The following is a 24,319-nucleotide window of genomic DNA, read 5'->3' on the forward strand; positions in this document are numbered from 1 at the left end:
TATGCTCGAGCATGTTGAGGTTTAAAACCGACGATAACCACGTTGAAAATTTATAGATTAGAATAACGAAATAGCAAAATTTTCGCCTAGCTTATACTGAGGTAAGATCTCAGTGATAGCAGGACGGTTAAGAGGGGCTAGCAGCGAGTTTTCCTTCCTTCAAAATAGCTCACTTGATTAAGAGAATTGCCCTTAGTCGTTTACAATAGTGTAATTGATAATCAATTTGAGACATTAAAAAAGGGCCTAAAGGCCCTTTTTTTGTAGGATTAATTAACTATCAATCTTACCGATGAAGCGGTAACCTTCACCGTGAATAGTACTAATTAGCTCAGAAGTATTTGTATCACTCTCAAAGTGCTTTCGAATACGACGAATAGTAACGTCAACTGTTCTGTCGTTTGCGCGAAGCTCTCGACCAGTCATATGCTTGATTAATTGCTCACGGCTGAAAATTCGGCCTGGTGAGTCAAGCATTAAACGTAATGCACGGTATTCACCTTTTGGTAAACGCTTCGCTTCACCTGCAGGTGATGTAAGACAACGACTGTTTTCGTCAAGCTCCCAGCCATTAAATGTAATAACACCGCTGCTTTCGATAGCAGACTCTTCAGGATTATTACCTGTACGAGAGATCAGGTTACGAGCACGGATAGTTAATTCTCTTGGGTTGAAAGGTTTTGTGATGTAATCATCCGCACCAATTTCTAAACCAAGAATACGATCGACATCGTTGTCACGACCAGTTAAGAAAATTAAACCTACATTCTTCTTCTGACGAAGTTCGCGGGCTAGAATTAAGCCATTCTTACCTGGCAAGTTAATATCCATTATTACCAGATTGACATCATCATGAGTCGTTAGCTTGTCGTGCATATCATCGCCATCAATGGCTTCAATTACTTTGTAACCTTCTGCCTCAAATAAACTAACGAGGTTCAAGCGAGTTACGTCTTCATCCTCAACAATCAGAATGACTGGCGTTTGCATTATCATTTAACCTTTTAGGAATATGTTATTTACATTTTATTCGGTACTAGAAGAAAAAACCGAATATTACGATTATAGGAGTATATCCAAATGTTAACAAGTAAAATCAGTTAGGGTGAAACTTTGCCACGGCGAGTAGCCGAGAAAGTACTTTAAAATTATGTTTCGCAATTTGCTGCTTGTTTACATACAGCCTGATTTTATTGCCTTCTTGAACAAGAGCCGCCATTCCTTCATTATCTAAAAAACTGAGGTTATCACTAACCATTAACATATCTAGGGGCGTACTCTTGTTATAAGAGGACAGTATATCATTGCCTAAGGCTCCATCAAAGTATGTGATATCACATTGTTCTGAAAGTTCCTTAATTGCCGTGTTTTTTTCTACTTTTTGAATAAGAATGGGTAAGCCTTTTATTTTTAGACTTTTATTTTTATTTAATATTGCACCAGGGCCAGACTTTAGATCATAGAAACAAAAACGAATACCAGCTTCATCCATCGCAGGAAACTCAATAAAGTTAGCCATTTGATACAAAAATGCCGATCTAATTTGCTCTGGTGTTTTAGCCATTACACCTAAAGAGCACATAGTTAGGGCAAGGGCTAGCCAATACTTCATGATGTCAATTCACCAATAGGCAAAGAAATGACATACCTTGTGCCTTCGGCATAGTCTTCATCTAAAGTAATAGAACCATCTAAAGCCTGAGTGACAAGGTTGTAAACTAAGTGCATACCCAAGCCGCTGCCACCTTCTCCACGTTTGGTGGTGACAAATGGATCAAAAATACGTTTTTTAATGGATGTTGGCACACCAGAACCATTATCTAGATAAGTGATTTCTAAATTATTACCTTTCTTCTCAGCTCCAATCCAAATCTTATTATCTTGCTCATCTTCAAAGCCGTGAATGAGAGAGTTTGAAATAAGTTGCTCAAAAATTTGCTGTAATGGCCCAGTTTTACTTGAGATGGTTAAGTTGTCTGGTAAGTTCAGTTCTATCTCTGGTGACTTTATGGATATCTCTGCATTCATCGCCATAAGAATATTACTAAGCAACGATTGCACATTAACATCAGCACTAATTTCTGTATCTTGACTTACGGCAACACGTTTGAAGTTTGAGATAAGATCGGCTGCTCGGTTTAGATTTCTGTAAATGAGATCTAGGTTTTCGACACCATCAACAATAAATCTTTCTAATTGTTTAGAGGTAAGAGTTTTCTGCTCGAACGCTACCTGAATGTCGGCAAGTTTATCTCTAAGTAGGGTTGAGCCGGTTACACCTAGACCAATTGGTGTATTAACTTCATGAGCAACACCCGCCACCATTTGACCCAAAGATGCCATTTTTTCACTTTCAACAATTTGATTCTGATATTGATGCATACGTTCAAGGGTATTTAATAACTCTTGGTTTGCTTCACGAAGGGCAATTGTTCTTTGGTTTACTTTTTCTTCTAAGCTTTGGTTAAGTTGATTAATTTCTTGTTTATCAGCTTCATGACGTTCAATTTGGTTTTGCGTACGAGAAAGCATGATATTGAGGTTATTTGAAAGAGTATTTAACTCTTCAATATGACTGCTCGATGCACGAGTGCTGTAATTATGGTTTTTTGATACATCCTGAAGTAATAAAGATAAATCTTCAATTGGCGCAGCTATGCGTTTTTGAATACTTCGAGCAACCAGAAGTACCAATAATAAGACGAATAAGGTCAGTAAAATATCAACTAAGATTTTGTTGTTTATATACTTATTTAGCCTCTCTAAAGAACCTCTGATATAAACATAACCCTCAATTTTTCCCTCATATTCAACAGGCTTTATGAGCTCTATATGATCGTCAGTGATACGTGGTATTTTGAGCTCTTCAATACTGCCCACTTTCAATGGTACAGGAGGGGTTTTACTGGCGTTATAGCTGGTAAAAAATACAGGTTTTTTGGTGACATCGTCTATGTCATAGATGTGTATGTTTTTTACTAAGTCTACTTTGCTAAAAGATCTTAATCGTTTTTCTTCTGTTTTTCTGTCTTCGAAAATAAGTGTAATTTGCGCGTTAAAAGCAATGATATCGGCTATCATATCTAGCTTGTTGATTATAAGTTGCTTTTGCTCTTTTACATCTAGGTAGGTTGAGATAGAAATCGATAGCGATAAGCACAGCGCAGTTACTAGCATAACTGCACTGATCAATACTTTTCTGATACTTGTTTTTGTTATTTGTTTAGCCATTCGCTAGCCTTTGCCACCTACATACTGACCATTAGGGTTAGGTTAGTAGATATAAAACTCAAATTTTTGAAAAGTTTACAAAAATAAAACGTTATTTATAACTTTAATAAACTTAGTGTAGCAAAGGGAAAAAATAAAAATAACTAAAAATTGCGGTGCGGCTTATGCTATTTTTCTCTAAGTTTGAATAATTTCATTCTTTCTTCTTAGAAGTACTATTTTGTTGTTTTCACAAAAAGTAGCGCCTGTTAAGTTGGGAGCCACAAAGGCCATTCATATCGTCATTTTTATGAATGGCCCTCAGTTAGAGCCGCTTACGATTTTTGCACGTGATATACAGCAAACTTATTATTTTTCGCAATGGTTTCATATTCGCCAAACTGTGCTTCTAAGATTGGCTGATATTTTAAGAAACTATTAGCAACTATGGTGAGCTTGCCTTTAGGTTTTAAGAATTGCTTAGAAAGCGCTAAAAAGTCTTCAGCAATTTGATAATCAGTTGAAATACCCGTATGGAATGGCGGATTACTGATGATTAAATCAAATTGCCCTGACACAGCTTGCATGCCATCACTCAAAATCACATTGCCTTCGAGGTTGTTTCGCTTTAGCGTCTGTTCGGTAGCATATACAGCTAAAGCGCTGACATCTAAACAGTTCAGTCTCAATTCTGGTGTTTTTAGTCCTAGGTAAGTGGCGATAATGCCTGCACCACAGCCAAAATCGAGCACTTTGCCTTTATAAGGCACGGCGATTTGCTCTAGTAACAGACGTGTACCATCATCTAATTTTCCGTGATTGAAAACCCCTGGCACGCTTGCTACTTCGAAGCTTTGGTCGTTGACACTCACAGTGAATGTGGTTTGGTAGCTGCTGATATCAAAACCATCTAATAAGGTTAAGTCAGCAAATTCGAATAGCACGCAGTGCTTTGCGCTTTCTAATTTATAAAACTCGCCTGCAAATTGTTTAAACTGCTTTTCAGCAGATTTAACACCCCCTTTGTTGTCTCCAACAATTAATACACGTGTTTTAGGTGAAGCGATGGCTCGGATATTATCAAGCATCATTAATGCTTCAGGCTTTGATTTCGGATAGTAATAGATAACTAAATCGAGCTCTTCGAGAACAGGCAAACTATGACCAACATGACTAGTTATGCCTTTGTGTTTTTGTGAGTCTTGATGATCAGCCACGTTGTAGCTAAAAGCGTGAATATCGCTATTTGGGTTTAATTGCTTTAACTCGCGAAGAAAGCCGTCACGCATGGTGTTAATCACTAAAATGCGTTCGCCTGTCAGTTCTTCTTCGTTACGAAGAAGCAATAAACTTGGGTTTGCTAATCGACTCATAAATACTCTATTTAAAATCTCTACTTAATTTTGCGCAAAAGCAAAATTATACCAATTCTAATTCATTAAGAATTATTGAGGAGAGGTATTAACCTAATACCATTAAGATAAAAGAGCCATCAGGCTCTTTTAACTAACTAAACATTAATCCTAAAAATTAGAATTTACTTTTAGTTGCTACGTTTGAACATTAAGTCCCAAACGCCGTGACCTAGACGATGGCCGCGCTGCTCAAACTTAGTCAGTGGACGATTGTCTGGACGAGGCACGTAATCTTGTGTCTCAGAGATATTTTCGTAACCAGGTGCTGCAGTCATTACTTCTAACATATGCTCTGCGTAGTTTTCCCAGTCAGTAGCCATGTGGAATACGCCGCCAATTTTTAGCTTTTGGCGAAGGCTTTCAACAAACTCTGGCTGCACAATACGGCGCTTGTGGTGGCGCTTTTTGTGCCAAGGATCAGGGAAGAATAACTGCATGGTAGTTAGGCTGCCATCAGCGATGCAATCAGCAAGCACTTCAACAGCGTCATGTTCAAATACGCGCAGGTTCGTTAAACCCGCTTCGTCGGCTTCCATTAAGCATGCACCAACACCCGGGCGGTGTACTTCAATACCGATGAAGTTTAAATGCGGCGCGTTCTTAGCCATTTCAACTAACGATTTACCCATGCCAAAACCGATTTCAAGTACGACGTCGTTGTCGTTGCCGAATACTTGAGAGAAATCTAGTAAGCCTTGGCTATGCTCTAAGCCCATGCTTGACCAACATTTTTCAATGGCAGCAGCTTGTCCTTTTGTTAAACGGCCTTCGCGCTTTACAAAACTACGGACTTTGCGGATGTATTTACCTTCATTTAGAGCTTCTTCTAAATTGGCTTTACTCGATTCGTTCATAATCAATTCTGTGCAGTAAAAATGGGCGCATATTATCCCTGTTCCTCGGCCGAAGTACAATACTTGACTGGATATAAAAGGCCTCTACACTGTGCGCCGAGTAAAGTAATCATAGTCGTGGTGATATGCAGGTTTCAAAACAGCAAGCCAAATGGTTTGCCGAGCAAGTAGTAGAGTGGTACCACCTTCATGGTCGTAAGACTTTACCTTGGCAATTGGGTAAAACGCCTTACAAGGTATGGGTGTCGGAAGTGATGTTGCAGCAAACACAAGTTGTTACTGTGATCCCTTATTTTGAGCGTTTTATGGCGCGCTTTCCGACGATTGTCGATTTAGCTGATGCACCTGAAGATGAAGTACTGCATCACTGGACTGGCTTAGGTTATTACGCCCGAGCGCGTAATTTACATAAAACAGCAAAAATTGTTCGAGACCAATATGCGGGTAAGTTTCCTGAAACTTTTGAACAAGTTGTCGATTTACCTGGTATAGGCCGCTCGACTGCAGGCGCGATTTTGTCGCTTTCACTAGGTCAGCCGCATCCGATTTTAGATGGTAATGTAAAGCGTGTCCTAGCTCGATTCTTTATGGTTGAAGGCTGGTATGGGGTTAAAAAAGTAGAAAATTTACTTTGGTCCTTAAGTGATACTATTACGCCAAAAGACAATGTCACTGAGTTTAACCAAGCCATGATGGATTTAGGTGCTAGCCTTTGTTCACGCAGTAATTTTAATTGTGAAGCGTGCCCGTTAGTGAGTCAGTGTCAAGCTTATGCTAACAACCAAGTTAAAGCTTTCCCTAACCCTAAACCGAAGAAAGAAAAGCCAAAAAAGCAGGCGTATCATTTGATAATCAACGCAGATAACAAGGTGCTAATGGAAAAGCGCCCAAGTTCGGGCATTTGGGGGGGGTTGTTTGGTTTCTTTGAATTTGAGTCATTACAAGACGTTGAGACTTTTATTGCTCAGCAGGGGTTAAACGGAAAAGTACAATCTATAGAATCGTTTGTGCATATTTTTACTCATTTTGAACTGACGATACATCCGCAAATTTTAAAGTTAGATACTATTCCAGATTGTGTTCATGACAATCCGCTTATCTGGTTTGATTTGACAGAGCATCCAGAAGTTGGGCTTGCAGCACCAACGAAAAAGTTAGTTAAACTCCTAGGCACAATGGGGTAGACTAACGTCATTAATCGAGCATTTAATTAGGTGATGAACTATGGCACGCACAGTGTTTTGTCAGAAATTACAAAAAGAGGCTGAAGGCCTTGCTTTTCAACTTTACCCTGGTGAAGTGGGTGAAAAGATTTTCAATAATATCTCTAAAGAAGCTTGGCAACAGTGGCAGCATAAACAAACTATGTTGATCAATGAAAAGCACCTAAACATGATGGATCCAGATCACCGTCAGTTGCTAGAAGAGCAAATGGTCGGTTTCTTATTTGAGGGTAAAGAAGTAGAAATCGAAGGCTATCGTCCACCTGAGAAATAATCTTCGTAATCTTTATCTAAATTTAAAAAGCCCCGCGAGCTTGAGTTTGCGGGGCTTTTATTTGTTTCTTATTTTCGGGCCTATTTGCGATTAGTGAAGAATACGCGCTCGGATAGTACCTTCAACTGCGCTCAACTCTTTCAGCGCTACTTCAGAATGGTCGGTATCAACATCAATAACAACATAACCAATTTTGTCGTCGGTTTGTAGGTACTGAGCTGCAATGTTGATGCCGTGTTGAGCAAATGCTTGGTTAATTTGCGTAAGTACACCCGGGCGGTTAACGTGAACGTGTAATAAGCGGCTACGATTCGCAAGTTCAGGTAGCGATACTTCTGGGAAGTTTACGGCACTCAATGTAGAGCCGTTATCTGAGTATTTAGCCAGTTTACCCGCGACTTCAATACCAATATTTTCTTGTGCTTCTTGTGTCGAACCACCAACGTGCGGCGTTAAGATCACATTATCAAATTCGCGCAATGGAGAAACAAACTCTTCGTCGTTAGATTTTGGCTCCACCGGGAATACGTCGATTGCAGCACCTGCTAGCTTTTTATCTCTTAGAGACTCAGATAGAGCATCGATATCGACTACCGTACCGCGAGAAGCATTAATTAAAATCGCACCTTGCTTCATCACTTCAAGCTCAGCCATGCCGATAAGGTTCTTAGTCGATGGTGTTTCAGGAACGTGCAAGCTTACTACATCGGCGCGCTGTAAAAGTTGCGTTAGGTTTTGAATTTGTTGTGCATTACCTAGCGTCAGTTTATCTTCAATGTCGTAAAATTCAACTTTCATACCGATGTTTTCAGCCATAATACCAAGCTGAGTGCCGATATGACCGTAACCAATAATACCTAAAGTTTTACCACGGGCTTCATAAGAGCCGATTGCTGATTTAAACCACTCACCACGGTGAGCCATAGCATTACGCTGTGGAATGCCACGTAGTAATAAAAGAATTTCGCCTAATACGAGCTCTGCCACTGAGCGTGTATTTGAGAATGGTGCGTTAAATACCGCAATACCACGCTCTTTAGTCGCTTGAAGGTCAACTTGGTTTGTACCAATACAAAAGCAACCTACCGCAACTAGTTTTTCTGCAGCTTCAATGACGCGCTGATTTAGATGGGTACGCGAGCGAATACCCACAAAGTGAACGTCTGAAATACGTTCGATGAGTTCATCTTCAGGTAAGGAAGTCTTAACATAATCAATGTTGCTATACCCATTACGCTTAAGAGTTTCAACAGCGCTTTGGTGTACGCCCTCTAACAACAGTATTTTGATCTTTTCTTTTGCTAAAGAAACCTTACTCATGACTCATTCCTATTTTACAATTTTAGGACCTTCTGGTGTCCCTGTGATAACGATGTCTGCGCCGCGCTCAGCAAATAAGCCGTTGGTAACTACGCCGACAATTTGGTTAATTTGTTGTTCAAGCTGCTTTGCATCGTTGATCTCTAAACCGTGAACATCCAAGATCACATTACCGTTGTCAGTGATCACGCCCTGACGGTAAACCGGATCGCCACCTAGTTTAAGAAGTTCTCTTGCCACATAACTGCGTGCCATAGGGATAACCTCAACTGGTAGTGGGAATGCACCCAAAGTCTCTACATGTTTGGTGTTATCAACAATACAAATAAATTTATCAGCTACTGCCGCTACGATTTTTTCACGGGTTAATGCTGCGCCACCGCCTTTGATCATGTCGTTTTGTGCATTGATCTCATCAGCGCCGTCAACATACACGTCTAGCTTAGCCACATCGTTTAATTCGTAAACTTCAATGCCTAATGCTTTTAACTTTTCAGTAGAAGCTTCTGAGCTAGATACCGCGCCTTTAATGTCATCTTTAATGCTGCCTAACGCATCAATAAAATGATTTACCGTAGAGCCTGTACCAACACCTACAATAGTGCCTTCTTCTACAAACTCTAGTGCAGCCCACGCCGCTGCTTTTTTCATTTCGTCTTGAGTCATCTCAGTTCCAAGGTTGTTGTCAAAAGTTGTCAACGCAAGTATACCGAAATCGTAGGCAAAGTGACGTGTTTTAAGCGTTTAACGTTGAAGTTTTACCACTGGTAAAACTTCGTCGGTGTTAAAATCTGCTGTAAAGGCACATCCCATGCTTCTATTGGTAAGCTTTCTACTTTCTGACAATCATGAGCAAGGCCTATTAACTTGGGCTTTTCACGTTGCTCAGCATAGTGCTTTGCCAATGTTCTATCGTAGTAGCCACCACCCATTCCCAATCGATTACCTTGCTCATCAAATGCCACTAAGGGCATCAGCAAAATATCTAATTCTGGAAGCGGGCAAATTTGGCTGCAATTCAGCTTAGGTTCCAAGATAGCATAGCGATTAGCCACCATGGGTGAGTTTTCTTCATATTGCTGAAATAGCAATGAGGCGCCGTTGAAAGGGTGAATTATAGGTAGGTAAACCTGATGATTTTTAACCCTAAGCTCTTGAATTAGCTTGCTTGTGTTGAGTTCACCATCGTTGCTTAGATAGAGCCCTATTTTGGCCTTTTTAGGGAGGTTTATGTGTTGAGAAAAATTAATAGTTAAATTTTCTTCAGCTTGATTTTGAAATGATGAGGTTAGATTTCTTCTAGCTTCACGCACTTTTTTCCTGATTTCAGAACGCGATATTTTTGAATCGTGAATTTTACTCATGTTAAAAAGCGACTAGTTCAGGGAAAGCAAGTGCGATAGCTAATATAATCAACAGAATGATGAGCACAACACCAAGACCATATTGCACTTTTTTACTGCGTTTAGGGGGAGGATCAAGCTCAAGTTCATCAAAAAGGTCGTCTTCTTGCCAATCATCTTCGACTTTATTTTCTTTCACGATCTCTTGTGTAGGTAAACGTTGCTCTAATTCTTCTAAGCGTTCTTCGATTCGAATAAGGCTAGACGTAATGTAATCAAGGGCTTCTAGAATACGTTCATCTTTAGAATTTTGAATTGAGCTGGCGCTATTTGCATTGCTCTCAGCTGATTGCAGCTTGGCATGCAAACCGAAGCTGGCCAATAACTTTACTTGTTTAAGGCATTTGGCTTTTTCACTGGGGGCAAATAAAGATTTGCCTTGCGTGAACGCTGTGATTTTTTGCGGCGTTGTTTTAAGTTTTAAGCTGAGCTGCTCGATGGCGGCTGATTCACTCACGCTGCTATCGAAGCCGGCAAATACAACACGGTATTTGTCAGTCATGGAAACATCCTTAAATTCGCTAATGCTTTGAGTATACCCAAATTTTAAAGACATGCGAATGAAGGTATGGCCTTATAAGCAAGATATAAGGCCATGGAATAAGTTTTTAGTACTTAGCTGACTTGCCTGTAGGTAGGGCGTTTTGAATAAATTCACGTAAGTCTTGATTCGATTGCTCTAAATCAGCACGACGTAAATACATCATATGACCTGAGCGATAACCTTTAAAGCTTAAACGGTCTCGCATTTTTGCACTCGGGTCGAGTTGCCACATCGTATATTTTGCATCGAAATAATTGGTTGCACCGTCATAGTATCCCGCTTGCACTAACACATTAAGGTAAGGGTTTTGCGCCATGGCTAAACGTAGTTGCTCACCGGTATTATTGTTTGTTCGATCCCATGGATGCACTGAACCAAACATATTGTATTTAATATCGGTTTTGTAGTTTAACTCTTCACGTAGATAGTAATTAATAGCTGGCGTGAAAGAGTGTAGCCATGAGGTTAGCTCAGGCCAGTAGTCAGGGCGGCTGCCTGCATCGCGTTTATCAATACCTAAATAACGAGAATCTAAGCGGCCAAGTGTTTGCCCTCTGTCTCTTAGCAGCTCTTTCCAAAAAGCGCTGGTTGGAATATCTAAATTGTTCTGAGCGACAAAGGTTTCTGATAAACCACTGAACTTAGCAACTTGTTTAATTGTTTGTTGCTTTTCAGAATCGCTGATAAATGCACCTTTTGCCAATGCTGGTAGGTATTGGTTAATGGTGTAAGTTTCAACTTCGTCTAATACATCTAACAAGTCTTTATTTTGTAGCTCTGGCGCTAACGCTTTGTGGTACCAAGCCGCCGCCGCATAGTAAGGTAAGCGATTAGCAGCCTTTACAGGACCTTGTCGTTTAATGCCAATATCGGTAGGCGAAACCAAAACTACGCCATTTAAGTACATCCATTGGCTGTTTTGTAGTTCGTGAGCAAGACCTGATACACGTGTAGTGCCATAGCTTTCACCAATTAAAAATTTAGGCGATAAAAAGCGGTTGTTGCGATTTACAAAAGTGTTTAGCCATTCAGCGAGGTATTTGATATCAGCATTAACGCCAAAGAAACGTTTTTTCTGCTCTGCCTTACTAGGCATTTTCCCATCTTTGTTTGGTAAAACACGTGAATAGCCAGTATTCACTGGGTTTACGAAAACAATGTCAGCGACGTCTAAAACTGAGTAAGGGTTTGTTTGTACACCGTACGGTTGAACCGGGTAACCTTCAGTGTCGATATTTAAAGTTTTAGGGCCTGTGTAAGCAATGTGCATCCACACTGACGCAGATCCAGGACCACCATTGAAAGAGATAAGTAGTGGGCGCTTACTCAAGTCTTTAATATCGGTTTTTTTGTAATAGGTGTAATGCAAAGTGGCGATCGGGTGACCTTCTTCATCCCATACTGGCTGAGTCCCAGTGGTCGCAGTGTAATTAATTCTCTCACCAAGAATTTTAGTTTTATGTTTTGTGACAACTTGGTTGTCTATGTCGATTTGGCGGTTATGTTCACTTGCATTAACCGCTTGGCCGATCAGCAATGCTGTACTGATGATGATGGTTTTTAGTTTCATTTTTTGATGTCCTCCGAAACTAAATAATGTTCTGCTCTTATTGAATATGCAAAGTTTATGAGTCCAAGTAAGGGCAAATTGAGATGGGTGTAAAAGTGATTGAAATTTATGCACCAGCTCAGTTCAATTTGCATAACTACGCACTTAATTGGTGCATTTTATCTAATTTTAAATGTTCTTAAATTATTAACTTTATGTATTTTTTAAAGTTTTAATTTTGGTATAGAGCTTGATTATTCATTGTCAACATAACGCATCACAATGTCGAAGGGGGCAATATGAAAATGATCAGCGCTATCATCAAGCCATTCAAACTTGATGAAGTCAGAGAAGCATTATCGGAGCTAGGTGTAGAAGGTATGACAGTTGTTGACGTAAAGGGTTTTGGTCGTCAACGCGGTCACACCGAGCTTTACCGAGGTGCTGAATATCAAGTTGATTTTATTCCAAAAATCAAAGTTGAAATCGCAACACAAAGCGAAAATGCAGAGCGTATTGTTAACACCTTAAGCGAAGTGGCTCGCACCGGCAAAATCGGTGACGGTAAGATTTTTGTGTATGACCTAGACCAAATTGTACGTATCCGTACTGGTGAATTCGACGAAGAAGCGATTTAGGAGCAATAACAATGGAAAACAGCATCATAGAACTCAAGTTCTCTTTAAATACTTTTTACTTTCTGATCTCTGGCGTATTGGTTATGTGGATGGCAGCGGGTTTTGCCATGCTTGAAGCGGGTTTAGTTCGCTCAAAAAACACCACTGAAATTCTAACAAAAAACATCGCGCTCTATGCCATCGCTTGTACTATGTTCTTGCTGGTGGGTTACAACATTATGTACGTCGATAATACAGCCGGTGGCATAGTGCCGAATTTTGGTGCGCTCATTGGTAGTGCCGCAGATGATGCAACTCATGCATTAGAAGCTGATTTCTTCTTCCAAGTTGTATTTGTGGCAACGGCAATGTCAATTGTATCGGGTGCAGTTGCAGAGCGAATGAAGTTATGGGCTTTCTTAGCATTCACTGTTGTTTTAACTGGTTTAATTTACCCAATTGAAGGCTTCTGGACTTGGGGCGGTGGCTTCTTATCTGAAATGGGTTTTGTAGACTTTGCTGGTTCTGCGATTGTTCATGGTGCTGGTGCGGCAGCTGCATTAGCGGGCGTATTACTGCTAGGTGCTCGTAAAGGTAAATATGGTAAGAACGGTGAAGTTTATCCAATTCCTGGTTCAAATATGCCACTTGCAACACTAGGTACATTTATTCTGTGGATGGGCTGGTTTGGTTTTAATGGTGGTTCGCAACTATTCATTGCAGATAAAGCAAATGCGGTGGCAGTGAGTCAAATTTTAGTGAATACCAATGCTGCGGCAGCGGCAGGTGCGATTGCTGCACTGCTAGTGTGTAAAGTGCTTTGGGGTAAAGCAGATCTCACTATGATTTTAAATGGTGCATTAGCGGGTCTAGTTGTAATCACGGCAGAGCCTGCTTCACCATCACCAACACTGGCAGTACTGCTGGGTGCATTAGGTGGTTCACTGGTGGTATTCAGCATCGTATTCCTTGATAAAGCTAAGATTGATGACCCAGTAGGTGCGATTTCTGTACACGGTACCTGTGGCGCATTAGGTATTATGTTAGTACCACTTTCAAATGGTGATGCGAACTTTGTGACACAGTTAATTGGTTTAGTCAGTATCTTTGCTTTCGTATTCATCGCTTCTTACATTGTATGGGCTATCTTAAAGTCAACAATGGGTATTCGAGTTGGCGAAGAAGAAGAGTTGTCAGGTATGGACCAACATGACTGTGGTGTTGATGCTTACCCTGAGTTTGTTACGGTTCGCGGTCAATAGTTATCAAAGTTTCAATTTGCACACAGTGAGTGAAGAACAAATATCAGAAGTATCGAGTTAAGATTTACTGAGTGGTGTTCATGTGATGAGAGTTATTCACTGTGTGCATTTTGAAAACTGAATAAAATCAAGCCTAACTTAGCAATGAGTTAGGCTTTCAGGTCTTGTTAATCTAAGGTACTCTATGCTGAATTAATTGGCATTAACCATTCGTGAATAAAGGCATGGCCGAAAAAAAGACTCCTACCCCAAAATCGTCTACAAAAAAAGCAACACCGAAAAAAAACGCTGCGCCTAAATCTAAAAATACAAAAAACACAACTGATAAGACGGCAAAACAGTCAAACAGCAAACTAGCCCAAATCAAACAAAGAACCTTATTAGGGCTCTGGCGTTTATTTTGGAAAGGCAGTATTGCAGTGACAGCAGTGTTAGCTTTCTATGTGCTTTATCTTGATGCTAAAGTCACGAAGCAATTTGAAGGAAACAAATGGCAATTGCCCGTGCAAGTATACGCACGCACCATGGATTTCCACCCCGATCAGTACTTGTCCGAAAAAGAAGTGCTTTGGGAATTAAAACGCTTAAATTATTCAGAAGTAAACCAACTTAGCCGTACAGGCCAGTATGTGGTAGAAGGGCGAACTATCCGAATTTATCGGCGTGCTTTTGAGTTTTATGATGGTGTTGAACAAGGCAAAATCTTTACACTTAATTTTGCTGGCAAAAAGCTGGTTACTATCGTTAATGAAGCAGGCCGCCGCATACCTAAAGCCCGTTTAGAGCCGGTACAAATAGCTCGTATTGGTAATGACTCTAAACAAGACAGAGAGTTTGTGCCGCTCGATAAATTCCCTGCTATTTTAAAAGATGCCTTACTGGTTGTTGAAGATAGAAACTTCTACGAACACCACGGTGTATCTGTCATGTCTATTCTTAGAGCGCTTTATACCAACATTAGAGCGGGTAGAACGGTACAAGGCGGGAGTACATTGACTCAGCAGTTGGCTAAAAACTTTTATCTAACCCGAGAACGTACCCTTACGCGTAAGATCAATGAAGCCTTGATAGCGATGATCTTAGACTTCAGATACAGCAAAGATGCTATCTTAGAAGCCTATTTAAACGAGGTTTACTTAGGGCAGGCATACAATCAAGGAGTGCATGGTATGGGCTTGGCTGCGGAGTTTTACTTTGCAAAGCCTGTCGATGAACTTGAATTCGACCAAATCGCATTGTTAGTGGCCATGGTGAAAGGGCCTTCTTATTATAATCCGAGACGCTACCCAGAACGCACTCGTGAGCGTCGAGATCTGGTACTCAGACTTTTGGCCGAAAATGGTTATTTAAGTACCAATGAATATCGTCAGTCACTAGAAAGGCCTATTAAAGTTGAGCCATTGAGTCGTGACCGCCAGCAAAATTATCCTGGTTACCTTGAATTGGTAAATCGAGAGCTAAAAGAATTGCTACCTGATCAGCAAGTAATTAACGCAGGTGTGAGAATTTTTACTTACTTTGATTTGCAAAAACAAGCCGCGATGGAAGAGTCTGTGCGCAAAGGTTTGCCTTATCTAGAGCGAAAATATCAAACTGAAAAGCTAGAAACAGCCATGCTTTCGGTAAACCTTGAAAAAGGAGGGATCTCAGCATTAGTTGCAGGTCGAGATATGCGCTTTAGTGGTTTTAACAGAGTGTTAGATACAAAGCGTCAAGTCGGCTCTTTGGTGAAGCCAGCGATTTATCTCACTGCTTTTGAGCAAAATACACATAACTTGGGGACATTATTAGATGATGGTCCTCTCGAAGTCAAAGACGGCTCAGGTGATGTTTGGACGCCAGAGAATTTTGACCATAAATTTCGAGGTGAAATGCCCCTATACCAAGCTTTTAGTAAAAGTATAAATATACCTGCTGTTAATCTGGGTCTTGATGTTGGCGTGCATAAGGTTGCTAACACTCTAAATGAGCTTGGAATAAAACAAGATATTGAACAGTACCCATCGCTTTTACTCGGGGCTTTAGAGTTATCGGCGTTCGATGTAGCACAGATGTATAGCACCATTGCGAGACAGGGGCGCTACCAATCGATGACCAGTATTGCAGCCATGACTAACTCGGTCGGTCGAGTTTTGTATGAGCATCAACCTCGTGCCGAACAGCGCTTCTCAAGAGAGTCGATTTATATGACCAATTACGGTTTAAAGCGGGTCACTAAGGACGGAACTGCAAAACGCATTAATCTTCATTACCCATCTATCCAGCTTGCAGGCAAAACGGGTACCAGTAACGATCTCAGAGATAGCTGGTTCGCAGGGTTCGATCACAATACAGTGACGGTTACTTGGCTCGGACGAGATGATAACAAGCCAACAGGGTTGACGGGTTCTAGCGGTGCGCTTGAGTTATATATTCGTTATTTGAAGCCGCTTAATCCGCAGGCAATAGCCGATCAAAGACCGGACGGTGTGCGCTGGGCGTTTGTAAACCCAAAAACAGGGCGTCAAGCAGCACCAAGTTGCGGTAAGGTTATTCAGTTGCCTATTAGGCGAGAGATGTTTAACCCTGCGCCAACATGTTCATAAATTGGCGTTACCTATTATAAAAGTGCTAAACAACATCACTAAAACTGGAATTTTTTAACCGCATCTTCAAGCTGAGAGCTCATTGCAGCTAATGCGTGAGCATCATCTTGAGTCGCTATTGCAGACTCAAGGGTGTGTTGGGCAACATTATTAATGGTTGTCGCATCACTCAAAGCTTGTTGAGTGGCTTGAGATTGCTGCTGCACAAGCACACTAATATGCTGGCCCTGATTATCTATGTCGACCATGCTGGTTTGCGCTTCTTGTAAAACTTGATTGGTTTTTTCTGCTGCGAGCACGCCTTGCTCCATTTGCTCAACACTTCGGCGCATTTTATCTTGTGTGGTATTTGAAGCCTGCTGTAGTGCATTAATTATGGTGTGAATTTCTTCGGTTTGCTGCTGAGTCCGTTTAGCCAAAGTTCTCACCTCATCAGCAACCACGGCAAAACCACGTCCTTGCTCACCAGCTCGAGCGGCCTCAATAGCTGCATTGAGTGCTAGTAAATTGGTTTGTTCGGCAATTTCACTGATAGCAACACTGACCTTGCTGATATCTTGGCTATCTTGTGCGAGCTTATCAAGCGCTTGTCGACTCTCTTCAAACTCTTGCTGTAACATGGTCATGTGCTGAGCAAGTTCTGTGGTGTTCTGACTGCCTTGTTTTACATGGCCAGCCGCTGTGCTTGCCAGTTGTGTAGCCTCTTGAGCCGAATGCTCTACAGAGGTTGCAGCAGTATTCATCGCCTCTAATGCTTCTACAATGGTGCCAATATTTTGCTGTTGCTGACTGACATCTTCACGGGTACTTTGGCTGATTTTATTTAGTTTGCTGGTGGCATTTTGTAAGTTGCCACTGGTACTTCTCACATCGCCGAGCAGATTAACCATAGCATCAAGTACTTGATTGTATTGGTAAGCAATAATGCTCATTTCGTCATTACCAATCGCCGTTGCCTTGGCGCTTAAATCACCTTGTGCAGCTTTACTTGCGTTGTGCTCAAACGCACGAATATTGTCTACCACAGCAAAGTAAAAGCCGAACATAAGGTAACTTGCAAGCAGCAGTGACACAATCGCAGCAAGCACAACACTGTTTCTGATCATTTGTTGAGATGATAAACGTTCGTTTAGTAATGCTTTTAAAAGAGGTGTTGCCGTATTGATGAGCATACTCACTTGTTCAAGCGTATCACTTTTTAAACTATTGAATTGGTTTTGTGATAATTGTAAGTCATCGGGATCGAGTAGATTGTTTTGAATACTATTTTTAAAAGCCTGTACAGATCGTGTTACTTTATCTAGTTGTTTTGATAGTTCTGATTTTACAGTTTGGTTATCTGCGATAGCCACAGCCAGTTTACCTTCTAAACGTTCAGCGTAACTGGGCAATGATTTATTATAGTTCGAGAGTGCAATAAAGGTGTCTGGGGTAAATGAACCCGCTTGTATCACCAATAATGCTTGCTCCGAAGTGAGATTTATTTGTTCAATTAAGCTCGGAACAGATTCAACTAAAGAGCGATTTATATAAGAGCGGGCAATATCGCCATCAATGGCGAGTTTTGATTGAATAGAGACTTGTTCTAGCGCGTGTTGTTGGGCGCTATCTGTGATAACAAAGCCATTACTTCTGGCTAGTTGTCGATTTGCCTGCTTATTTTCAGACATAATATTTTGTAAGAGCGTAGGGTAGAGCGCTAAACCGTTTTGTTGCTGTTGTGTAAGTGCAATGTTTTGGCTGAGAATAGAGCTTAAGAAGAATAAGCTGACACTAAGTGGAACAAGTAAAATACCAAAAATTAGACTTATTTTGCTTTTGTATTTCAAATTGGCCATTAAAGAAATAGCGGGTGAGAAAAGCGTTTTTGATCCTTGCATGTGCGTCACTTATTAATTGTGTGTATTAAATAGACCGAACAAGTTTCAATTTTAGTTCAAAAATAATTTTTTTCTTAAAAACACAAAAAAGCCCACAAACGTGGGCTTCTGACTAACAGTTATAAACGTTTAATGTTTATAGCTTTTTAAATACTTTAGCTGCTGCGGCAATTGTTTCTGCAATATCTGCATCTGTGTGCATAGAGCTTACAAAACCTGCTTCAAAAGCAGAAGGAGCAAGATAAACACCTTCTTCAAGCATTAAATGGAAGAACTTTTTAAAGCGCTCTAGGTCACATTCAGTTGCTTGCTGATAGCTATTTACAGACTCAGCAGTTGTGAAGAAGAAACCAAACATGCCACCCACATAATTTGTAGTCAGTGGAATACCCGCTTCATCAGCAGCTTGTTGAAAACCTTCGCACAGTGCTTTGCTTTTTGCTTCAAGCTCTTGGTGTAAGTTACCTTGGCTTAATAGCTCAAGTGCTTTTAGACCAGCGGCCATCGCGATTGGGTTACCTGATAGCGTACCAGCTTGATACACTGGACCTACTGGCGCGATGAAATCCATGATTTCTTTTTTACCACCGAAAGCACCCACTGGCATACCGCCGCCGATCACTTTACCAAGACAGGTTAGATCAGGCTGAATGTTGTAATAAGCCTGTGCACCGCCTAGTGCCACGCGGAAGCCTGTCATTACTTCGTCAAAAATAAGTACTGATTTGTGCTCATCACAGACTGCGCGAAGTCCTTCAAGGAAACCTTCAACTGGCGGAATACAGTTCATGTTGCCCGCAACTGGCTCTACGATAATACAAGCAATTTCGTCTTTGAATTCATTGAAGATAGCTTTAACTTGCTCAATGTCGTTGAACGCTACCGTTAATGTGTGCTTAGCGAAATCAGCAGGAATACCCGGAGAGTTAGGCACACCCATAGTTAAAGCACCGGAACCGGCTTTAACTAATAGTGAATCAGCGTGACCGTGGTAACAGCCTTCAAACTTTAGAATTTTGTCTCGGCCTGTGAAACCACGAGCAAGACGAATCGCACTCATTGTCGCTTCAGTACCAGAGCTTACCATGCGTACTTTTTCGATTGATGGTACTAGCTCTTTGACTTTCTCAGCCATCAAGATTTCAGTTTCAGTTGGAGCACCGTAACTAAGGCCGCGCTCAACAGCTTCTAAAACTGCTTGCTTAATTTCAGGGTGGTTGTGACCTAAGATCATAGGACCCCAAGAGCCCACGTAATCGATGTATTTTTTATCGTCAGCGTCGTAAGTATAAGGACCTTCAGCATTGGTGATGAATAGCGGCGTGCCACCTACACCATTAAATGCACGCACTGGTGAGTTAACGCCACCAGGAATTGATTCTTGAGCACGAGAAAATAAATCTTGGCTAATTGTCATGTATATAGTCCTATTTTAACTGTTACGTTTACGGCTGAACCAAGGTACTTCTACTTCGTAGTTTTGTACCTGGTTTTCAACACCTAAAGTTAACGCGAATAACGCCATACGGATCAAGACGCCATTTTGTACTTGGCGGAAGATTGCTAAGTTGTCGTTATTGTTTAAATCATTGTCTAGTTCATTTGCATCACTACGGCTATCGCGAGGTAGTGGATGCATAAGCACAGAAGTAGGTTTACAGTGTGCATTATAAATCGCTTGGCTAATTCTAAAGCCACCACGGTATTTATTGGCTTCTTCTTGTGATGGGAAGCGCTCTTCTTGAATGCGTGTTTGATAAACGATATCAGCGGCTAGGTTACCTTCCATCTTAGAAACAAGTTCGATTTGATGACCCGCGTTCGATACAGTATCAAGAATATAGTCAGGCATTTGTAAGCCATCAGGTGCAACCATAGTGAATTTAACATCTTTATAGTGGCACAGTAGTTTTGACAAAGAGTGCACGGTACGACCATATTTTAAGTCGCCTACTAGCGCAATGTGCATGCCATCGATGCCACGCTCAAAGCGGTGTAGCTCTTTATCTATGGTTAAAAGGTCAAGTAATGCCTGAGTAGGGTGCTCATTTGGACCGTCACCACCGTTGATAACTGGCACGTCAGAGCCTGTTGCAAATTCAGCTACTGAACCTGCATCTGGATGACGCATTGCGACCGCATCAGCATAAGCTGAAATAACGCGCGCGGTATCGTATAAAGATTCACCTTTTGCAAGGGCTGAGCTTTGCATGCCCGTCGTTTCACGAACCAAACCACCTAGTAAATTGAACGCAGTACCAAAGCTGACACGCGTACGTGTACTTGGCTCAAAAAATAGGTTAGCTAGAACAGCACCTTCAAGCACATTGGTACGTTTTTGTTTTTTAGCATATGGTTCCATTTTCTTTGCTACAGCAAAGATCTGTTCAATGGCATCTCTGTTTAATTGATTTACAGAGAGAATATTTTCACCTTGGAAACTTAACATGAGGCGATCCCTAATCAGAAAATGACGAGCGATTAAAAGCGAGGCTTTCAACCAATATATTTAGCAGGCCAAGACTGGCTGACTTGGCGCCGCATAATAGCATAATTAACCTGAGCTCTGGATAATAAATCTATCTCCAGCGGCTACTTTCAACGTTAACTGCGTTGAATTTACTTGCAATAGACCAGCTATTGACGCGTAAATTCGCCTTGTTATCGCTAAAAGTCTCCGGCTGCAGACTTGAAAAATCACTTATCATTTCAATATCAATACGTTAGTAAATCTCTTAACCAAAGTTCAGGTTAATCAAAAGCTAGGTTTGAGTATTGCGAGCATGATTATCGCTAAAAGCAATAACACCGGAAATTCATTAAAGATCCGATAAAAGCGGTCACTGCGCGTATTTCTATCATGTTTAAAATCAGCAAGCAGTTTAAAACAGTAGCCGTGGTAAATATAAAGGATGATCACTAAGACAAATTTGTAATGAAGCCAGAGGTTATATTTAAACCATTCGCGGCCGTACTCGAAGATCATTAACAGGCCAAAAACCAAAGTGAGTACAGCAAAAGGCGTCACAAAGAACAGTAATCTGCGCTCCATTACCTTTAGCATGGCACTGCAAGGTGGTTCTTGATTAATGGCGTGATATACAAATAAGCGGGGAAGGTAAAAAATACCGGCAAACCATGCCACCATAAAGAAAATATGCAGTGCTTTATATACGAGTAATGCTGTCATTTGGCCTCCAGTTTAACTGGTTCTTATTGTTAGAATTTGACGGATCTGATCCCAGCGGACCACACCCATAACATGGTGTTCATCTTTTTGATTAAAAACATATACGGCGCCACTTCGTTTATCGTTTAATAAATCAAAAGCGTCTGACATGGTTGCTTGGCTACTTAAGCCTTGCATCGGAATGTAAGAAATATTCATAGAGTCGTCAGACATCAAACTTAAATCGTATTCTGCCAGTCGATAGCCATTTTGTTCATCAAATACGATAAGTGGCGTGTGGCTATTTACCGCAGACAGCGACTCTTTAATTTGCTCTTTATCATCAGAGTAGAGTAGTTTGAATTGCTCATTCATCTCTTCAACAATTCCCACTTTTTGCAGTACTTCACTGGCGGGTGATACTTGGTAAGCCAAGCCTTGGAAATCAAGTTGCTGTAAGAAAATAGAACGATTGCCGAATACTTGTAATGCGGTCACGTATGCGGTTGAAATCACTAACATCGCAGGGACGATAATTTGTGGACTGGCAGTTAACTCCATTACGGCTGTCAGGGCTGCTAGTGGGGCATGCAAAGTCGCAGCTAGCAAGCCCGCCATACCTAGTACGCTATATGTACCAGCAATGTGTTGGTCAGGGCTAATAAATTGCCCGAAATAAGACATCAAGGTGCCCATTACAACACCTAAACCAATGACAGGGCCGATTAACCCACCTGGGATACCTAAACCAATCGCAAATAAAGTTGCCAATAACTTGGCTATTAAAATAGTCGTGAGTAATTGAATATTTTCAGGTGAAGTCACAGCCAGCGTAATGGCACTCATACCAGAACCCATCGCTTGTGGCACTAGATTACCTATTAAACCAGCAATTAACCCGGCTAGCATTAAGCGCGGGAACATGCTTAAAGGCTTAAATGTGCGGATGATCATCATTAGGTTTTGGTTAAAAGCAAAGGCAATTGCACCTAAGATAACACCACAAATCACCAAGTAAGGATAATGCCAAAAACTTAAAGGGGTGACACTAATAAGGGCGAGTTCAGTATCGTGACCAAATACAAATTGTGTGGCTAACGCGCCCGTCACAGCAGCAAGCATGATAGGCACGAATATATGTACTTTATATTCACGCAGTACGACTTCCATTACAAAGATAACGGCAGCAAGAGGCGTATTGAATGAGGCCGCAATACCTGCAGCGACGCCACACCCAGAAAGGGTTCTTGCTGCATTCCAGGGAAGATGTAGTCGCTCTGATAACACACTGGCACCGGTTGCGCCCATATGTACAGAAGGGCCTTCTCGACCAACCGAAAAACCGCTAATAAGGGCCAGTGCACCACCAAAAAATTGGTTTGCAGTATTCCAAATCGGCATTTGCCCATAGTGGTGTTTAATGCGGTGAATAACAAAAGGTATACCTAGGCGGTAATGCTTGAAACCAGTTATGGCAGCAAATAAAGCAATCAAAAAAGCGGCTACAACGGGTAGGCTAACTCTTAAATGCTCTGGTAGTTGTGTAAAGTCATCAGGAGAGTCGAGAAATAAACTTTGTACGCCATAAATCGTAAGCCTAAATAAGATAATTAAAATTGCAGCGATTAAACCTGCAGCGACACCTAATAAGCATAACTGAACAGAGGTTTTTGGCTTGGCTAATTGGCGCCTAAGGGCGTCCAGAGACATGGCTTTATTCCCACAAAAAACAGACCTCTAAGTCTATCAAATAAATTGGTTTTCGTCTTGTTTTAGCGCAAAGAAGATGGCTTTTCTAGCAAGTTGTCACTGGGTATTCTACAAACGGATTACTTGATTAAAATACTCGGGTATTAGATAATCGCGCCATTATCAGAATTAAGGGTCGAGAGCATGTCTGATCAGTTACCAATCCAATTTAGCGACGCTGCAGCAAAGCGTGTGAAAGAGCTTGTTGCAGAAGAAGAAAACCCAGATTTAAAACTACGTGTATATGTGACAGGTGGTGGTTGCTCTGGTTTCCAATACGGTTTTACTTTCGATGAGAAAGTGAATCCGGGTGATTTGGAAATTGAGAAAAATGGCGTTTCCATGGTTGTTGACCCAATGAGTATTCAATATTTAGTTGATGGTATCGTTGATTACACTGAAGGGTTAGAAGGTGCACGATTCTTCGTAAACAACCCAAATGCCACGACAACTTGTGGCTGTGGCGCAAGTTTCAGTGTTTAAACACAGTATTAAATAATTTAAAAAAGCCACGCTGTTGCGTGGCTTTTTTTATGTGCTTTGCGTAACCCAAATCATTAATACAAAAAAACTCAGCACAAACACACTGAAAGATAAGATGTAAATAAACCCTTTTTTTCCTTGTTTTATTGGAATACCTTGGCTTTTTAAAAACCAATACCAAAGTATGCATAACACAACGGGTAGTAAAAAAAGTACTCTGATCATAGTCATCCTTTTAAAACTAATTTAATTTAGCTTTAGTCAATAATCTTATAAGAAAACCTACTTATTCACTTTTTTAGAATAAAAAGTTAATTAATTTGTACTAAGTGTAAAGTTAATGCTCTAATATTTATCATTAAATTTATTATTTTTAGTAGTGTAGACTTAAAATATAGTCTATACCTATTTTGGGACATGGGTACAAACCCTAGATTTCCCACATCGCACTGTGATATACAGTACATGTTAAGTTGAGACGGGCATATTTCAACTTAAAGAAACAATAAAATCATCGAGTAGGAGATGTAACATTATGATGGGTAAAACGGTTTCTTCTGAAGAAAACGGTAAGTTAACTAAGTGGCTAAAAAGCAAGCGTCACGAGAAAGGCCACACAATGCGTAGCCTTGCGCAGGTTTTAGGTACTCCACATTCATTTATTGGCAAGATTGAAAACCAAGAGCGTCGTTTAGATGTGATTGAGTTTCTTCGTTACTGTGAAGCACTAGAAGTGGATCCGTATGAAGGCTTAAGCTTACTTAAAGAAGAAGCATAAGTTT

At 40.9% G+C, this 24,319-nt stretch carries 22 protein-coding genes; 7 read left to right on the forward strand and 15 right to left on the reverse strand.

Annotated features, from left to right (window positions below; translation table 11 throughout):
* Positions 1-273: 273 nt before the first annotated feature.
* From arcA to trmB, 5 genes are all read right to left on the reverse strand, one after another.
* On the reverse strand, positions 274-990 hold the full coding sequence (gene arcA / locus ACH784_RS03100; protein ID WP_404393456.1) for a two-component system response regulator ArcA: 717 nt from the start codon (positions 988-990) through the stop codon (positions 274-276).
* A gap of 106 nt (positions 991-1,096) precedes the next feature.
* Positions 1,097-1,564: a YfiR family protein gene (locus tag ACH784_RS03105; protein WP_404393458.1), complete on the reverse strand. Its 468-nt coding sequence runs from the start codon at positions 1,562-1,564 to the stop codon at positions 1,097-1,099.
* 44 nt (positions 1,565-1,608) lie between these two features.
* On the reverse strand, positions 1,609-3,231 hold the full coding sequence (locus ACH784_RS03110) for an ATP-binding protein (protein ID WP_404393460.1): 1,623 nt from the start codon (positions 3,229-3,231) through the stop codon (positions 1,609-1,611).
* Positions 3,232-3,545: 314 nt separating this feature from the next.
* A complete protein-coding gene (locus tag ACH784_RS03115) occupies positions 3,546-4,583 on the reverse strand; it encodes a methyltransferase (RefSeq protein WP_404393462.1) in 1,038 nt (345 codons plus the stop codon).
* 170 nt (positions 4,584-4,753) lie between these two features.
* Complete coding sequence (gene trmB / locus ACH784_RS03120; protein WP_138629563.1) at positions 4,754-5,479, reverse strand: tRNA (guanosine(46)-N7)-methyltransferase TrmB; 726 nt, start codon at positions 5,477-5,479, stop codon at positions 4,754-4,756.
* A gap of 125 nt (positions 5,480-5,604) precedes the next feature.
* Here trmB and mutY point away from each other — a divergent pair, with 125 nt between their 5' ends.
* Positions 5,605-6,663: an A/G-specific adenine glycosylase gene (gene mutY, locus ACH784_RS03125; RefSeq protein ID WP_404393465.1), complete on the forward strand. Its 1,059-nt coding sequence runs from the start codon at positions 5,605-5,607 to the stop codon at positions 6,661-6,663.
* A gap of 40 nt (positions 6,664-6,703) precedes the next feature.
* Positions 6,704-6,976, forward strand: a complete 273-nt coding sequence (locus ACH784_RS03130; protein ID WP_058030911.1) for an oxidative damage protection protein — start codon at positions 6,704-6,706, stop codon at positions 6,974-6,976.
* 90 nt (positions 6,977-7,066) lie between these two features.
* Here the strand turns inward: ACH784_RS03130 and serA are convergent, their stop codons facing one another.
* The 5 genes from serA to ACH784_RS03155 all read right to left on the reverse strand — a co-directional run bounded on the left by serA (position 7,067) and on the right by ACH784_RS03155 (position 11,813).
* Complete coding sequence (gene serA / locus ACH784_RS03135) at positions 7,067-8,296, reverse strand: phosphoglycerate dehydrogenase (RefSeq protein ID WP_404393468.1); 1,230 nt, start codon at positions 8,294-8,296, stop codon at positions 7,067-7,069.
* Positions 8,297-8,305: 9 nt separating this feature from the next.
* Positions 8,306-8,962, reverse strand: a complete 657-nt coding sequence (gene rpiA, locus ACH784_RS03140) for a ribose-5-phosphate isomerase RpiA (protein ID WP_138480172.1) — start codon at positions 8,960-8,962, stop codon at positions 8,306-8,308.
* Between the two features lie 92 nt (positions 8,963-9,054).
* Positions 9,055-9,660, reverse strand: coding sequence for a 5-formyltetrahydrofolate cyclo-ligase (locus ACH784_RS03145; protein ID WP_404393471.1), 606 nt, complete (start codon positions 9,658-9,660; stop codon positions 9,055-9,057).
* A gap of 1 nt (position 9,661) precedes the next feature.
* On the reverse strand, positions 9,662-10,201 hold the full coding sequence (locus tag ACH784_RS03150; protein ID WP_404393473.1) for a hypothetical protein: 540 nt from the start codon (positions 10,199-10,201) through the stop codon (positions 9,662-9,664).
* Between the two features lie 106 nt (positions 10,202-10,307).
* Positions 10,308-11,813 carry a S10 family peptidase gene (locus ACH784_RS03155; RefSeq protein WP_404393475.1) on the reverse strand — a complete coding sequence of 502 codons (1,506 nt, stop codon included), beginning with the start codon at positions 11,811-11,813 and terminating at the stop codon, positions 10,308-10,310.
* A 278-nt stretch (positions 11,814-12,091) separates the two neighbouring features.
* Between ACH784_RS03155 and ACH784_RS03160 the strand changes: the two genes are divergently transcribed.
* The 3 genes from ACH784_RS03160 (at position 12,092) to mrcB (ending at position 16,256) form a co-directional block, all read left to right on the forward strand.
* A complete protein-coding gene (locus ACH784_RS03160; protein ID WP_130254678.1) occupies positions 12,092-12,430 on the forward strand; it encodes a P-II family nitrogen regulator in 339 nt (112 codons plus the stop codon).
* Positions 12,431-12,441: 11 nt separating this feature from the next.
* On the forward strand, positions 12,442-13,671 hold the full coding sequence (locus ACH784_RS03165; RefSeq protein ID WP_138480180.1) for an ammonium transporter: 1,230 nt from the start codon (positions 12,442-12,444) through the stop codon (positions 13,669-13,671).
* A 224-nt stretch (positions 13,672-13,895) separates the two neighbouring features.
* A complete protein-coding gene (gene mrcB / locus ACH784_RS03170; RefSeq protein WP_404393478.1) occupies positions 13,896-16,256 on the forward strand; it encodes a penicillin-binding protein 1B in 2,361 nt (786 codons plus the stop codon).
* Positions 16,257-16,294: 38 nt separating this feature from the next.
* Here mrcB and ACH784_RS03175 read toward each other — a convergent pair whose 3' ends face one another.
* The 5 genes from ACH784_RS03175 to ACH784_RS03195 form a co-directional block, all read right to left on the reverse strand.
* Positions 16,295-18,136 (reverse strand): methyl-accepting chemotaxis protein, encoded by a 1,842-nt coding sequence (locus tag ACH784_RS03175; protein WP_404393480.1) that lies wholly within the window; start codon positions 18,134-18,136, stop codon positions 16,295-16,297.
* A gap of 136 nt (positions 18,137-18,272) precedes the next feature.
* Positions 18,273-19,553, reverse strand: coding sequence for a glutamate-1-semialdehyde 2,1-aminomutase (hemL, locus tag ACH784_RS03180; RefSeq protein ID WP_404393482.1), 1,281 nt, complete (start codon positions 19,551-19,553; stop codon positions 18,273-18,275).
* Positions 19,554-19,568: 15 nt separating this feature from the next.
* Positions 19,569-20,585: an aspartate carbamoyltransferase gene (locus ACH784_RS03185; protein ID WP_404393484.1), complete on the reverse strand. Its 1,017-nt coding sequence runs from the start codon at positions 20,583-20,585 to the stop codon at positions 19,569-19,571.
* A 306-nt stretch (positions 20,586-20,891) separates the two neighbouring features.
* Positions 20,892-21,326, reverse strand: coding sequence for a CopD family protein (locus ACH784_RS03190; protein ID WP_138480189.1), 435 nt, complete (start codon positions 21,324-21,326; stop codon positions 20,892-20,894).
* A gap of 12 nt (positions 21,327-21,338) precedes the next feature.
* Positions 21,339-23,015, reverse strand: a complete 1,677-nt coding sequence (locus ACH784_RS03195; protein WP_404393486.1) for a chloride channel protein — start codon at positions 23,013-23,015, stop codon at positions 21,339-21,341.
* Between the two features lie 183 nt (positions 23,016-23,198).
* Here ACH784_RS03195 and erpA point away from each other — a divergent pair, with 183 nt between their 5' ends.
* Both erpA and ACH784_RS03205 read left to right on the forward strand, forming a co-directional pair.
* On the forward strand, positions 23,199-23,537 hold the full coding sequence (erpA, locus tag ACH784_RS03200) for an iron-sulfur cluster insertion protein ErpA (RefSeq protein WP_058030898.1): 339 nt from the start codon (positions 23,199-23,201) through the stop codon (positions 23,535-23,537).
* A 535-nt stretch (positions 23,538-24,072) separates the two neighbouring features.
* On the forward strand, positions 24,073-24,315 hold the full coding sequence (locus ACH784_RS03205; RefSeq protein ID WP_404393488.1) for a helix-turn-helix domain-containing protein: 243 nt from the start codon (positions 24,073-24,075) through the stop codon (positions 24,313-24,315).
* Positions 24,316-24,319 lie beyond the last annotated feature (4 nt).

The organism is Pseudoalteromonas phenolica, assembly GCF_044788725.1.
Classification (GTDB): Bacteria; Pseudomonadota; Gammaproteobacteria; order Enterobacterales; family Alteromonadaceae; genus Pseudoalteromonas; species Pseudoalteromonas phenolica_C.